Source organism: Bacillus alveayuensis, from assembly GCA_030812955.1.
In the GTDB taxonomy this organism is placed as follows: domain Bacteria; phylum Bacillota; class Bacilli; order Bacillales; family Aeribacillaceae; genus Bacillus_CB; species Bacillus_CB alveayuensis.
Map to the genome: position 1 here is coordinate 650481 of JAUSTR010000001.1, position 13785 is coordinate 664265.

At 36.0% G+C, this 13785-nt stretch carries 12 protein-coding genes and 1 other RNA gene; 11 read left to right on the top strand and 2 right to left on the bottom strand.

The window, feature by feature from the left end:
- Positions 1 to 116 precede the first annotated feature (116 nt).
- Positions 117 to 593 (bottom strand): Hsp20/alpha crystallin family protein, encoded by a 477-nt coding sequence (locus J2S06_RS03290; RefSeq protein ID WP_044896158.1) that lies wholly within the window; start codon positions 591 to 593, stop codon positions 117 to 119.
- A 288-nt stretch (positions 594 to 881) separates the two neighbouring features.
- On the opposite strand from J2S06_RS03290, the gene J2S06_RS03295 reads away from it, so the two are divergent.
- The 9 genes from J2S06_RS03295 to J2S06_RS03335 all read left to right on the top strand — a co-directional run bounded on the left by J2S06_RS03295 (position 882) and on the right by J2S06_RS03335 (position 10178).
- On the top strand, positions 882 to 1394 hold the full coding sequence (locus J2S06_RS03295) for a PTS sugar transporter subunit IIA (RefSeq protein WP_419151274.1): 513 nt from the start codon (positions 882 to 884) through the stop codon (positions 1392 to 1394).
- A 142-nt stretch (positions 1395 to 1536) separates the two neighbouring features.
- A complete protein-coding gene (locus J2S06_RS03300) occupies positions 1537 to 3825 on the top strand; it encodes a DEAD/DEAH box helicase (RefSeq protein ID WP_419151275.1) in 2289 nt (762 codons plus the stop codon).
- Positions 3816 to 5087 carry a ribonuclease H-like domain-containing protein gene (locus tag J2S06_RS03305; protein WP_044896155.1) on the top strand — a complete coding sequence of 424 codons (1272 nt, stop codon included), beginning with the start codon at positions 3816 to 3818 and terminating at the stop codon, positions 5085 to 5087. The genes J2S06_RS03300 and J2S06_RS03305 overlap by 10 nt, the downstream gene beginning before the upstream one ends.
- 344 nt (positions 5088 to 5431) lie before the next feature.
- Positions 5432 to 5659, top strand: coding sequence for a CotD family spore coat protein (locus J2S06_RS03310; protein ID WP_083979395.1), 228 nt, complete (start codon positions 5432 to 5434; stop codon positions 5657 to 5659).
- Positions 5660 to 5819: 160 nt separating this feature from the next.
- Positions 5820 to 6119: a cell division regulator GpsB gene (gene gpsB, locus J2S06_RS03315; RefSeq protein ID WP_044896154.1), complete on the top strand. Its 300-nt coding sequence runs from the start codon at positions 5820 to 5822 to the stop codon at positions 6117 to 6119.
- Between the two features lie 64 nt (positions 6120 to 6183).
- Positions 6184 to 6571, top strand: an RNA gene (gene rnpB, locus J2S06_RS03320) — RNase P RNA component class B.
- Positions 6572 to 6703: 132 nt separating this feature from the next.
- A complete protein-coding gene (locus J2S06_RS03325; RefSeq protein ID WP_419151276.1) occupies positions 6704 to 7861 on the top strand; it encodes a THUMP domain-containing class I SAM-dependent RNA methyltransferase in 1158 nt (385 codons plus the stop codon).
- Positions 7862 to 7916: 55 nt separating this feature from the next.
- Positions 7917 to 8081 (top strand): hypothetical protein, encoded by a 165-nt coding sequence (locus tag J2S06_RS03330; protein WP_419151277.1) that lies wholly within the window; start codon positions 7917 to 7919, stop codon positions 8079 to 8081.
- A gap of 183 nt (positions 8082 to 8264) precedes the next feature.
- Positions 8265 to 10178 carry an ATP-dependent DNA helicase gene (locus tag J2S06_RS03335; protein WP_419151278.1) on the top strand — a complete coding sequence of 638 codons (1914 nt, stop codon included), beginning with the start codon at positions 8265 to 8267 and terminating at the stop codon, positions 10176 to 10178.
- Between the two features lie 168 nt (positions 10179 to 10346).
- Here J2S06_RS03335 and J2S06_RS03340 read toward each other — a convergent pair whose 3' ends face one another.
- Positions 10347 to 11243 (bottom strand): COX15/CtaA family protein, encoded by an 897-nt coding sequence (locus J2S06_RS03340; RefSeq protein ID WP_419151279.1) that lies wholly within the window; start codon positions 11241 to 11243, stop codon positions 10347 to 10349.
- A 419-nt stretch (positions 11244 to 11662) separates the two neighbouring features.
- Here J2S06_RS03340 and cyoE point away from each other — a divergent pair, with 419 nt between their 5' ends.
- The gene (cyoE, locus tag J2S06_RS03345) at positions 11663 to 12565 is read left to right on the top strand and encodes a heme o synthase (protein ID WP_419151451.1); all 903 of its coding nucleotides are present in this window, start codon (positions 11663 to 11665) and stop codon (positions 12563 to 12565) included.
- Positions 12566 to 12671: 106 nt separating this feature from the next.
- Entirely contained in the window at positions 12672 to 13766 is a 1095-nt protein-coding gene (gene coxB / locus J2S06_RS03350) for a cytochrome c oxidase subunit II (RefSeq protein ID WP_419151280.1), read from the top strand.
- Positions 13767 to 13785: the final 19 nt, after the last annotated feature.

Genomic DNA, 13785 nt, shown 5'->3' on the forward strand with positions numbered 1-13785 from the left:
AAGCGAATCAAAGAATCACTAGATGGCGAAAAAATTATGCAGTTGTTTCAATTGAGAGCTTAATTCTATTTTTTCATTTTACACATTATAAATAACAATGTTCAAAAAAGTATTCTTTATTCTTCAATGAAGATACGTTTTCTTTTTAAAGGGATGGTAATAATTAATTGTTCGTTACGAAATGAAGCATTTAAATCTTCCTCACTTACAGGATATGGGAGTAAAAAGGTTTTCGAAACATTTCCCATTGTTTTGGCGTAATGTGTCATTTTTTTCTTTTCATCAAACTCCTTTACATCCTCCACATGTTGAATTGAAACGGTTAAATATCGCTCGTATAAATCAATCAAAATCTGATCTTTTTTGATCCCAGGTAAATGTCCTTTTATAATAAATTCATTTTCCGTTTCGTAAGAATCGATTGATACGTGGGGAAAAGGAAGTGATGATGAAACTATTTTTTCAAAATGCTCAAATAAATTTTTTATCGAAGTGGAATTGAAAAAGTGGTCAATCGATTCTTGTAAATACTTTAAATTTGAGGGGATATCAGGATATTGTTCTTCATTTGAACTTCCCTTTTTCTCAACCAAGAAAATTCCTCCTTTTTCATTCGATGACTTTTATAACTTGTTCCATAAGGATTTTTCATATTTACTATATGCATGAAGATTTTAAGACGTTAGTATTGCTAAATGATGAAAAATATGTTTTAATGAAGATATCATCATAAACCGTACGTGTTACTGATTCGATCAGGCATGAGTGAAATATCACCCATTAATTTGGGTTATTTCATCATGCCTTTTCTTTTTGATATAAAAATAAAACGGTTGTGGAAAAGAAAAAATAAGTGATAAAAACATGGGAGGGAATCGAATATGTTTAAAAAACTATTTGGATTCAAAAAAGGAGAAAAAAAGGAAGCGGCAAAGGAAGAAGCCGTATATGCACCACTTTCAGGGAAATTAATTCATTTAGAAGATGTTCCAGACCCAGTCTTTTCACAAAAAATGATGGGAGATGGAGTCGCGATTGAACCGAAAGAAGGGGTTGTTGTCTCACCAGTAGAAGGTGAAATCATTCAATTATTCCATACGAAGCATGCCGTTGGAATACGTTCGCAAACAGGTGCGGAAATTTTAATTCATATCGGTCTTGAAACGGTTAATATGAACGGTGAAGGCTTTGAGGCTCATGCCAAAGAAGGAGATCGAGTAAAAGTTGGGGATCCATTAATTACATGTGATTTAACCCTTATTAAAGAAAAAGCAGCAAGCACGATTACACCGATAATTGTTACAAACGGTGATGCGTTCGAAACATTATTAATGGAAGCACCTTCAGAAGTCGAAAGAGGGACAGCAAAAGTATTTGACATAAAAGTGAAGTAAGAATCAATAGCAGGTCTATATTTATAGGTCTGCTTATTTTTTTCACCGAAACGGTTATATATTTTTTCAAGGAGTTTTTACTCTTTCATTACGAACGTCTATTCGCTAAAATAGGAAGAAGAAGTTATGAGGAGGATCTTCCATGTTTAAACGAAAAACGATTAGCGAAGTCATCGAAATTCTTAAAGAGGATGAACGCTTTCAAAATCAAATCGTTCATTGGTATACGATACCTGAAAAAGAAGCGAAAACGGTCCCGTTCTCTGAAACGCTTCATCCGAAATTAAAGGCTGCTCTACAAAATAGAGGAATTCATGAACTATATACACATCAAAAAACCGCTTTTGATCTTGCTTATCAAGGGGGCAGCTTTGTAGCTGTAACACCAACAGCTTCGGGGAAAACGCTATGCTATAATTTGCCAGTGCTGCAAAAAATATTAGAAGAACCGAATGCACGTGCATTATATATATTTCCTACAAAAGCATTAGCACAAGATCAAAAAGCGGAGTTAAATGAGCTTATTGCGGAAATGGGAGAGCTTCCAATCCATTCCTATACATATGATGGCGACACTTCAGCAGTTGTACGTCAAAAAGTGAGAAAAGCAGGACATATTGTGATCACAAATCCAGATATGCTTCACTCCGCGATTTTACCTCATCATACGAAATGGGTCTCATTATTTGAACATTTAAAGTATGTTGTTTTGGATGAATTGCATATATATAGGGGGGTTTTCGGAAGTCATGTTGCCAATGTCATACGACGTCTAAAAAGAATTTGTCGCTTTTACGGCAGTGAACCGCAATTCATATGCACTTCGGCAACGATATCTAATCCAAAGGAATTAGCGGAAAAATTAACAGGGACATCTATGCATCTAGTTCAAGATAACGGGGCACCTAGTAGTCGGAAGCATTTTATTTTTTATAACCCCCCAGTTGTTAATAAACCTTTAAACATTCGAAAAAGCGCCACCCTTGAAGTAAAGGAAATTGCCAAGGAATTTTTGCTGCATGATATTCAAACGATCGTGTTTGCCAAAAGCCGTGTACGTGTTGAAATCATCTTAACGTATTTGCAAGAACTTCTGAAAAAACAATTAGGAACAAAAACCATTCAAGGATATCGCGGCGGTTATTTGCCAAAACAACGTAGAGAAATTGAAAAAGGTTTGCGGGAAGGAAAAATAAAAGGCGTTGTTAGTACAAATGCCCTTGAGCTTGGCGTCGATATCGGTCAATTAGAAGTTTGTATCATGACTGGATATCCCGGTACGATTGCGAGTGCTTGGCAGCAGGCAGGAAGGGCTGGAAGGAGAAAAGGAGAAGCGGCCATTATCATCGTTGCTAGCTCAAGTCCATTAGATCAGTATATCATGCAGCATCCAGAATATTTGTTTAAACAAAATCCAGAAACGGCGATGATAAATCCTGATAATTTAATTGTGTTAGTAGATCATGTAAAATGCGCTGCATTCGAGCTTCCATTTCAGGATGGAGAAACATTTGACGGCGTTCAAGTGAAAGAAATATTAGATTTCCTGACAGAGGAGCAAGTCCTTTATTATCATCAACAAAAATGGCATTGGATGAACGATTCGTTTCCAGCCCACAACATATCCTTGCGCTCAGCTTCACAAGAAAATGTTGTGATTATTGATCAAACAGTTGCTCAATCTGTTAAGGTAATTGGCGAAATGGATCGCTTTAGTGCTTTGACATTACTACATGAAGAAGCGATCTATTTACATCAAGGAGTCCAATATCAAGTTGAAAAGCTTGATTGGGAAGAAAAAAAGGCATATGTTAGGGAAGTAAAAGTAAATTATTTTACAGATGCGAATTTAGCCGTTGAATTAAAAGTGCTAGAAATGGATCAAGAAGCTTATTTTGAAACGATTGAAGTCGGTTATGGAGATGTTATGGTTTTAGCAAAAGCAACGATCTTTAAAAAAATAAAATTTGACACACATGAAAATATCGGTTCTGGTCCAATTCATTTGCCAGAAGAAGAACTGCATACAACAGCCTGTTGGGTAAGTTTAACGGAAAAATTTTCGAGTAAGACAAATCAGAAGGATCTAGAGAACATACTATTTGGCATCTCTTATGCTCTTCGGTATGTTGCCTCAATTCATGTCATGTGTGATCCTAGCGATTTACACGTCGTCCCACAAATGAAAGCAATACACAATGAAAAACCAACGATCTTTTTATATGACCGTTACCCTGGTGGTGTAGGGTTATCGAAAAAGGTTTTTGAACATATGCATCAAATATTCAATGAAACCGTTTCGTTTGTAAACAGCTGCCGATGCCAAGAAGGCTGCCCATCTTGTATTGGAACGGACATTCAAGCTCCTTTCATAAAAGAGAAAACAATACAAGTATTAAAGCAATTAAGTGAGGCGGTTTCATGTCAATAGCGAACAAATTGAAGCGTTTGAAAAGACATCTCGTTCATTCGAAAGAAGAGCAGGAATTGAACAACGTCAGTCAACAGGTAAAAAGCGAAGAAAGTGCGGTTCCTTATATAGAGGAATGGAAATCCTTTCAAGCAAGCCCATTTTATTTTGATGGACAATATTGTATCGTACGAGAGGTTGAATATCCGCTAACTTTTCAACATGGGCGTTATCGGCTCGGTGAATTAATAAATGTTGTTCAAGCATGGAATGAACAACAGCTTGAGCACCCATTATCGTCTAAGGGGCATCAGCCGTTTGAACTTTTCTTTTTTGATACGGAAACGACAGGATTAAAAGGTGGAGCAGGAAATGTGATCTTTTTGTTAGGACATGCACGTATTTTAGATGAAAAAGTCGTTATAAAACAGCATTTCTTACCGGCTCCTGGACACGAAGTAGCTTTATACCAAAGCTTTTTAAGCGAAGTCAATATTCAAACATTAGTAACATATAATGGAAAAGCTTTTGATTGGCCTCAAGTAAAGACAAGGCATATGTTTATTCGCAACCAGGTACCGAAGCTACCGGCATTCGGACACTTTGATTTATATCATGCGTCTAGACGTTTATGGAAAGAGGAGCTTGATGCGGTCAAATTAGCTGTAGTGGAAAAAGAAATGCTTGAAATCAATAGAGAACGGGACATTCCTGGTTATTTAGCACCGATTGTTTATTTTCATTTTTTGCAAAATCCACATCCTGATGTCGTCCGTGGAATATTTGAGCATAATGAAAAAGATGTTCTCTCATTAATTACGTTATATATCCATCTTTCCAAGCTAATATTAAATGCTTCTGAATATCCAAAAGAGTCATTTGAAATTGCCAAATGGTTGAAAGCAACAGGTAATGAAAAAGCAGCTTTTAAGCTGTTCTCGAACATTTCAATAAATGGTTCTAAACATGAATGGAAGGCAAAATATGAGCTTTCTTTTTTGCTCAAACAACAAGGAGATCTGAAAAAAGCGGTTTTATTATGGGAAGAGATCATACGTGGGCCGAATGATTTATTAAAATTGGATGCTCATATTGAATTAGCGAAGTATTATGAGCATATTAAAAAAAATTTGCCATTTGCATTAAAACAAACGAATGATGCCTTGCATCTTTTAACAAACGATCGTCTACAAGACAGTAAGAAGAAAGAAAAATATGTAAAGGAATTATCAAAAAGGAAACAGCGTCTACTTCAAAAATTAAAGAATCAGTCTCAACAGTAAGCTTTACTGTTGAGATTTGTTCATTTTCTAGAGAAAAATAATATCTAAATTTTGGATAATAAGCGATGTTATGAAAAACGAAAAATTAGAATGACAAAAAACGACAGACATTATAAAATAAAGTTTGTGTGAAAAAATGATCAATAGGAGTAGGATGGAGAATGTACAAAGGAATATTTTACTTATTTTTTATTGTATTGCTTATTACGGTTTTCATTTTTACGAACTTTAAACAATCACTATATGCCTTTCTTTAAAATTAGGTAAATATATTAGTACATGTACACCCTTTTCTTCATAGCCTATTAGTGTAAGGCAGAAATTGAAGGAAAGGAGTTTTTACCTTGCATTGTAGACCGAATATGATGGCACCAATTGTACATCCAACAAAATGTTGTGTGAACCACACATATTCAACAACTATTGTTCCTCATATTCATCCAACGCATACGACAAACGTCAATCATCATTTGTATAAACATTTACATTATTATCCACAAACTCAATCTGTAGCTCAACAAACTTACCATCAACATTACAATTGCATGGGCCCAGGCCCAATGTATCGTTAAAAGGATTGGACAGGGGGAGCTGATTTCAAACAGCCCCTCTTTTTAAGGTTGAGAAAAGAAAACGGAACAGCTGACTCTTCTTTAAGAATAAATTGACATTAATCAAGAAGTTTGAAAAAATAATATTTAGATATTTCTCATGGTAATGAGGTGAAATAATGTGATTTCAGATAAATTAAAACTGACAGCAAAAGAAATATTAGAAAAAGAGTTTAAAACATCTTTGCGTGGATATAATCAGGAAGAAGTTGACAAGTTTTTAGATATGATTATTAAAGACTATGAAACATTTCATCAAGAAATCGAAGAGCTGCAAAAAGAAAATTTACGTTTAAAGAAACAACTAGAAGATGCTTATAAAAAACAAAATCAAACTCAAGTGAATACAACGAATTTTGATATATTAAAACGATTATCAAATTTAGAAAAACATGTTTTTGGCAGCAAATTGTATGAATAATGACAGAAAATGACACTTGAAAGAGATGTTTGTTTTGATTATACTACATAATGCAGATTCAATAACGTTCGGGTAATCGCTGCAAGCTTGAGGCTTGTAGAGGAAAGTCCATGCTCGCACGGTGCTGAGATGCCCGTAGTGATCGTGCCTAGCGAAACCATAAGCTAGGGCAGCTGTTTATCAGCTGACGGCGGAGAACATGCCTAAGTCCTTAAGGATATGGCATAAGTATCCTGAAAGTGCCACAGTGACGTAGTCTTGTGAGAAATCACAAGAGTGGAACGCGGTAAACCCCACGAGCGAGAAACCCAAATGATGGTAGGGGCACCTTCTCTGAGGAAATGAACGAGGAGAAGGACAGAAGTTTTGGCTTCTGTAGATAGATGATTACCACCGAAGTACGAGGTGCAATTCCGTTTGCAGTACAACGGTACAAAACATGGCTTACAGAACGTTATTGGACGGAAACTGCATATGTTTATACAAGTTGACTCTCCTAATAAAAGGAGAGTTTTTTCATGGTGAAAAGGACATGGATTGTTCTTCCATTTGTTTATTAGAAGGATAAAAGATAGGGTGAAAATATGTCGAGACCGATTACGTTAATTGCTACATCAGCAATGGGGATTGAGTCGATCGTCGCAAAAGAAGTTCGAGCATTAGGGTATGAATGTGAAGTAGACAATGGAAAAATTACATTTCAAGCAGATGAAGAAGCCATTTGTCGAACGAACCTTTGGTTACGTACGGCAGATCGGGTAAAAATCAAAGTGGCTGAATTCCAAGCAACAACGTTTGAAGAATTATTTGAACAGACGAAAGCGATTGATTGGGCAAGATATATACCTGAAAATGGGCAGTTTCCTGTTATCGGGAAATCAGTAAAATCAAAGCTTGCCAGTGTTCCTGACTGCCAAAAAATTGTAAAAAAAGCAATCGTTGAAAAGCTAAAACAACAATACAAGAAAGCGAGGGATTGGTTAGAGGAGACAGGAGCTCTTTATCGAATAGAAATTTCATTACATAAAGATGTCGCAACCTTAACCATTGACACGAGTGGGAGTGGGTTGCATAAAAGGGGGTTCCGAATAGATCAGGGAGAAGCACCTCTTAAAGAAACGATGGCTGCTGCGTTGGTGATGCTAACGAATTGGACACCTGACCGTCCTTTTGTTGACCCGTTTTGTGGTTCTGGCACCATTCCTATCGAAGCGGCATTAATTGGTCAAAACATAGCACCAGGATTTAACCGAGAGTTTGTTTCGGAAACGTGGGAATGGATGGATGAGAAGATTTGGGAACGAGCAAGAGAGGAAGCGGAAGATTTAGCAAATTATGATCAACCCCTTGATATACTTGGAACGGATATTGACCATCGCATGATTCAAATCGCAAAAGACAATGCACTTGAAGCTGGATTTGGAGATCTGATTCAATTTAAACAAATGCAAGTAAAAGATTTTCGCTCTCATAAGCAATATGGTGTCATTGTCAGCAATCCCCCTTATGGAGAAAGACTTGGAAAGAGAAAAGCAGTAGAAAAAATGTATGTAGATATGGGGGAAGCGTTTTCGCTATTAGATACATGGTCCATCTATATTTTAACTTCTCACCAGCAATTCGAAAAATATTATGGAAAAAAAGCGACGAAAAAGCGAAAACTATTTAATGGTTTTATACGGACGGATTATTATCAATTTTGGGGACCTAAACCACCAAAAAAGATAACCGATATAAAGTAAAACGAATTGGCATATAATAACACCATTCCGATTTTTAGGGAATGGAGTGAAAAATATGCTGACTAATGAAGAATACCAACTATTATTGCAGGCTTTAAAAAAATCATATATATACCTTCTTCAACATGATACGCATGAAGAGGTTTTACGCAGCATTCGAGAAGCTGAACAACAATTAATAAACACTTTTATACTTGAGACACCGCTCAAAAATGAATAATATTTAGTTATATGATATACGGCTTTCCAAAGGGAAAGCCACATTTTTTGCTTTTGGCTCTTTTCTAAAAGGTTGTTGCTTTACAACGATAGCTTTTCGACTGTCCAGGCAAGCGACAAAGTTTACGAAAACAGCCTTGCTTTTTTATGAAAAGGATGAAGAGATGTAACTGGAGGTACTGTGATGGGGCATGCACGTTTACCATTTTCTATATCAAAAAATGAAAATTTTTATGTAGCCTTAAACCGATGGGTTGGTGATGTTTTATATGATATTTTGCCAGAAAAAGGGTTTGAGCTCCGCGATGAACAAATTTTTATGGCCTTTCAATTAGAACGAGCTTTTAAAGAAAAAAAAGTAATGTTTGCTGAAGCTGGAGTAGGGACTGGAAAAACGATTGTTTATTTATTGTATGCGATTTGCTATGCAAGATATACTGGGAAGCCAGCAGTTATTGCTTGTGCGGATGAAGCGCTCATAGAGCAGCTCGTTAAAAAGGAGGGAGATATTCAAAAACTTGAAGCCGCATTAAATTTATCGATTGATGTTCGTCTTGCTAAATCGAATTCGCAATATCTTTGTTTAGAAAAATTGGACAAAGCTTTAGAAACGGGATACGATCCATTTTATGAAGTATACGAAGCATTGCCAAATTTTGTGCATGAAACGAAAGGGATGCAATCATTTTATCCTTATGGTGATCGCAAACAGTTTCCGCATTTAACGAATGAGGAATGGAAAGAGATTAATTGGGATCCGTTTAAAGATTGTTTTTCTTGTCCTAAAAGACATCGATGCGGCTTAATGTTAACTCGTGAACACTATCGCAAAGCATTAGATTTAATCATTTGTTCTCATGATTTTTATATGGAGCACGTTTGGACAATGGATGCGAGAAAACGAGAAGGACAGCTTCCGCTTTTACCTGAACATAGCTGTGTCGTATTTGATGAAGGCCATCTTCTCGAGTTTGCTGCCCAAAAAGCGTTGACATACCGGGTTAAAAGAGGAACGCTGCAGTTTTTTTTAGAACGTTTATTAGCGAATGATATTCGCGAAGAATTTGCTTTACTAATTGAAGACACATTAGCTGTTCATGATGAATTTTTTGATATTTTACATGAACATTCAGAAGCTGTAAAAGGTTCAAGTCGCCGTAAGATTCATCGTACGAAAGAAGTGATATCATTAGCTAATCAATTATATAAACATATATCAGAAATTGGGGAAGCTCTCGTTTTTGAAAGTGAATTATACACGATTGATCAATATGAATTGTCGATTGTAGAGGAATATTTAGATCAGATGGAGTACGCCTTACAATTATTTTTAAAGAACAACTACGCAATCGATTGGCTTGAAGGAGAAGAGGATATTTCGTTCGTGATTATGCCAAAAAAAGTAGAGGAAATATTAGCTGAACATATATTTTCAAAAAAGCTCCCGTATATTTTTTCTTCAGCCACGTTATCAGACCAAAACCAATCGTTTACTTATTTAGCAACGAGTTTAGGAATGAAAGACTATTTATCTTTCACTGTGTCATCACCATTTCAATATGAAGAACAGATGAAAATTACAATTGAAAAAATGGATGAAGCGGATAGAATAAATCGAACTCATTCATTACTTCGTCAATTTGCTGGAAGGACACTGATTTTATTCCGAACAGAAGAGGACTTAAAGAAATGGAAAGAAATGACGATGAAGATGCCGTTTCAAATGCTTTTTGAGGGTGACCAAGAAATCAGTCAATTAATTGCAACCTTTCAAAGGGATGAAACAAGTGTATTATCAGCTGTACATTTATGGGAAGGATTGGATATTCCTGGACCTTCTTTATCAAATGTGATCATTTGGTCATTACCTTTTCCGCCGGATGACCCGGTTTTTGAAGCAAAGCGAAATTCAGTTCAAGATCCGTTTTATGAAGTGGACCTTCCATATATGATTTTGCGCTTAAAACAAGGTGTAGGTCGATTAATTCGTACGAAAGATGACAAAGGGACGATTACTATTTTTGTTGATAAAGAAACGGATGAACTGATTTTGAAAGAGGTAGGAAAAGCGTTGCCTGTACGCCCATTGATTACTTAAAAAAGATGCTGTTTTTAAAGAAGGTTCTATGTTAAAAGATTGTTGCCTTTCAACAGCTTTTCGACTGTCATAAACAATCGGTACGAAAACAGCTTTAAAGAAAAAATAAATACATGAATTGCCTATAATAATGAAACGGTGCAAGCTAAGGCAGCTGCACCGTTTTCATCATGTTTGCGAGCGGCTTACAAGTAAAACTAAATAGCTTAAAACCCCAAATAAAAGGGAAATAAACAGAGCATGGGAAAGAGCAATAATTAAATTTAAATTTGTATAAACAATGAGCATACCGGAAATAGCTTGAAGAAGGATGAGGATAAAAGCAACGATCCAGCTCCAGTAAATAACTCGTTGATTTTTATAATGTTTAATGGCATGAATCGTAGCAATCCCGATCCAAATCAAGATGCTGAATGCTGCGAGCCGATGTCCCATTTGCACCCATTCATGAAATGTTAAAGGAAAAATACTTCGGTCGCTACAAAAAGGTATATTTGGACAAGCTAAACTTGATCCTGTATGGCGCACATAAGCACCGGTATAAACAACCAAATAGCTATATATAATAATTCCGAAAATATGAAAACGCATCGTTTTCCCAATAGATAACTTAGTTGCATTATATTTTTGATCTACTTCAAAAATAAGCAATGTTAATAAAAAGACAGATGCAAAAGAAATGAGAGAAATCCCGAAATGAAGAGCTAACACAGCATCTGATTGTCCCCAAACAACAGCTGCTGCTCCAATTAAAGCTTGCAAAATAAGAAACACCATAGACAAAATTACGAGCAGTTTCGTCTCACGGATATGACCAATCACTTTCCAAGCTAAAATAGAAAGAAAGAGGACGAGAAAACCAGCTGCACCACTTACAAGTCGATGCGAAAATTCAATGAATGTTTCTAAAGTGATTGGATTAGGAATAAGCTGCCCGTTACATAAAGGCCAAGACCTTCCACAGCCTAAACTGGATCCAGTTTTTGTGACGAGGGCACCTCCAATAAGGACAAATAACATGACAAATGTTGTCACAACAGACAGAATTTTTAATAGTCGCTGCAAGTTCATTCACCTTTCTTATCATTTTTTTACGTTTATCATGTTAGATTCATGGTTACAATGAATAGGATCATGGCTACATGACAAATGAAAAAAGTTTTGTAAAAAGCTTGAATCTTCATTGGGAGTTTGCTAGAAATAGTAAAGGGATAGTTTCCTCATTTGCCAATCACACATTCTTATTAATTATAACGCTATATTTTTTTTATTTTAACCGCTTCACAATTTCGACAAACTTTATTCATGTTTTGTACACAAAAAAACGGTGAAATATGGTTAAATACTAATTGAATATTTATTTGAAAGCTCGATTTATTTATGATAATAATGTAAGATGTTTGTAAAGTGAAATCGCCTTCAAAGAAATTGGTACCAACGTGAACGATAGAGGAGGTAAATAAATGTCGAATACGAGGGGGGAAATGGCAATTCAAAATGAGCAGCCACAAGAAGTAGTCGTTTCTACTTCGTTGTTGAAGGATTTTTTAGCTCTGGTTAAAATTGGAATTGTCAACTCCAATTTAATCACAACCTTTACTGGAATATGGTTAGCTTTATATTTTAGCGGAAATAGCTTACTTCTCAATATAGATCGTGTCATTTTTGCTCTATTAGGGACTGGATTTATTATTGCTGGATCTTGCGCCATCAATAATTTTTATGATCGTGATATCGATCAAATTATGGAAAGAACAAAATCACGGCCAACCGTGACTGGCAGAATGACACCCGTTCAAGTGCTGGCACTTGGATTCAGTTTTATTTTAATCGGTACCATATTTCTCGCAATGACATCTATCACATCTGCAATTATCGGATTAATTGGTGTCTTTACCTACATTGTCCTTTATACAATGTGGACAAAGCGCCATTATACAATAAATACTGTTGTCGGTAGTATTTCTGGAGCGGTTCCTCCACTAATTGGATGGACTGCTATTACCGACTTAACGATTATTGCATGGGTGTTATTTTTAATCATGTTCATATGGCAGCCTCCGCATTTTCTTGCATTAGCGATGAAGCGAAGCGAGGAGTATCGGAATGCAGGCATCCCAATGCTCCCTGTCATCCATGGCTTTGGGATGACAAAGCGCCAAATGATGGTTTGGGTAGCATGTTTATTGCCATTGCCATTTTATTTATATAGTCTAGGTTTTGGATTTATCATTCTTGCAACAATCTTAAATATTGGATGGTTAATACTATCCTTATCCGGATTAAAGGCAAAAGATGATTTGAAATGGGCGAAGTGGATGTTCGTTTATTCCTTAAATTATTTGACCATCTTATTTGTAGCTATGGTAGTTTTCACGATTCAATAATTCTGGTTGTAATTCTTTCTAAAGAATTTCAATATAGAAGGAATTCATCATTATCTTCATCACAACTATGTGGATATTAAGGTAGAAAGAGGGGTATGATTTAGCTATGAAAAAGTGGCTGACAAAATGGCGTCTATTATCACTTTTCGCTCTTCTGACGCTAGTTTTATCAGGCTGTGGTGAACGATTTATCTCCACATTAACACCAGCTGGTGAAGTGGCTGATGAGCAGTACTCTCTAATGATTTTGAGTACGTTAATAATGGTTATCGTTGTCGCAGTCGTTTCCATTATTTTTATTCTTGTTGTTTTAAAGTTTCGTCGGTCTAAAGTTGGCGACAAAATACCGATGCAAGTAGAAGGTAGTCACAAATTGGAAATTATTTGGACAGTTATCCCGATATTACTTCTCATTATTTTGGCGGTTCCAACAGTTGTTACTACATTTAAATTAGCTGATGTAGATCCGATGGAAAAAGCATTAGCAGATGCTGAAAATGCCGGGAAAGATCCGTTAGTAGTCAATGTTCGTGCAAACCTTTATTGGTGGGAATTTGAATATCCAGGATATGGTGTTATTACTGGTCAAGATTTAGTTTTGCCAACAGACGAGAAAGTTTATTTTAACTTAATTTCTTCTGATGTTAAACACTCTTTCTGGATTCCTGCTGTTGGCGGAAAAATGGATACAAATACGGATAATGAAAATAAATTTTGGTTAAAAATTGATTCTGAACGAGCTGAAGAAGCTGGAAATATCTTTTATGGAAAATGTGCTGAGCTTTGCGGACCGTCTCACGCTTTAATGGATTTTAAAGTGAAAGCAGTGTCTCGTGCAGAGTTCGATCAATGGATTGAAAAAATGCAAAACTTTGATGCTACAAAAGTGGCTCAAACAGCTTCTGCTAAACAAGGGGAACAATTATTCCAAGATAAAGGGTGTATCGGCTGCCATGCTGTATCACCAACTGATAACAGACCAAAGGAAGCTAGAACAGCGCCTAACTTAGCAAACTTTGCTGATCGTGATCGTGTAGCTGGTATTTTAGAAATGAATGAAGAAAATATTAAAAAATGGTTAAAAGACCCAGAATCTATTAAGCCAGCTAACAAAATGACTGATACTTATCCAGATTTAACGGATGAAGAATTAGATGCTCTTACTGAATATTTACAAAGCCTTTCTGTTGAGAAAGAATAATCATACTGCTAAAAGGAGG

Bases quoted from the DNA above. Each gene is read 5' to 3' on its own strand.
- J2S06_RS03295 (WP_419151274.1), top strand. From the start codon at position 882: ATGTTTAAAAAACTATTTGGATTCAAAAAAGGAGAAAAAAAGGAAGCG.
- J2S06_RS03300 (WP_419151275.1), top strand. From the start codon at position 1,537: ATGTTTAAACGAAAAACGATTAGCGAAGTCATCGAAATTCTTAAAGAG.
- J2S06_RS03305 (WP_044896155.1), top strand. From the start codon at position 3,816: ATGTCAATAGCGAACAAATTGAAGCGTTTGAAAAGACATCTCGTTCAT.
- J2S06_RS03325 (WP_419151276.1), top strand. From the start codon at position 6,704: ATGTCGAGACCGATTACGTTAATTGCTACATCAGCAATGGGGATTGAG.
- J2S06_RS03330 (WP_419151277.1), top strand. From the start codon at position 7,917: ATGCTGACTAATGAAGAATACCAACTATTATTGCAGGCTTTAAAAAAA.
- J2S06_RS03335 (WP_419151278.1), top strand. From the start codon at position 8,265: ATGGGGCATGCACGTTTACCATTTTCTATATCAAAAAATGAAAATTTT.
- cyoE (WP_419151451.1), top strand. From the start codon at position 11,663: ATGGCAATTCAAAATGAGCAGCCACAAGAAGTAGTCGTTTCTACTTCG.
- coxB (WP_419151280.1), top strand. From the start codon at position 12,672: ATGAAAAAGTGGCTGACAAAATGGCGTCTATTATCACTTTTCGCTCTT.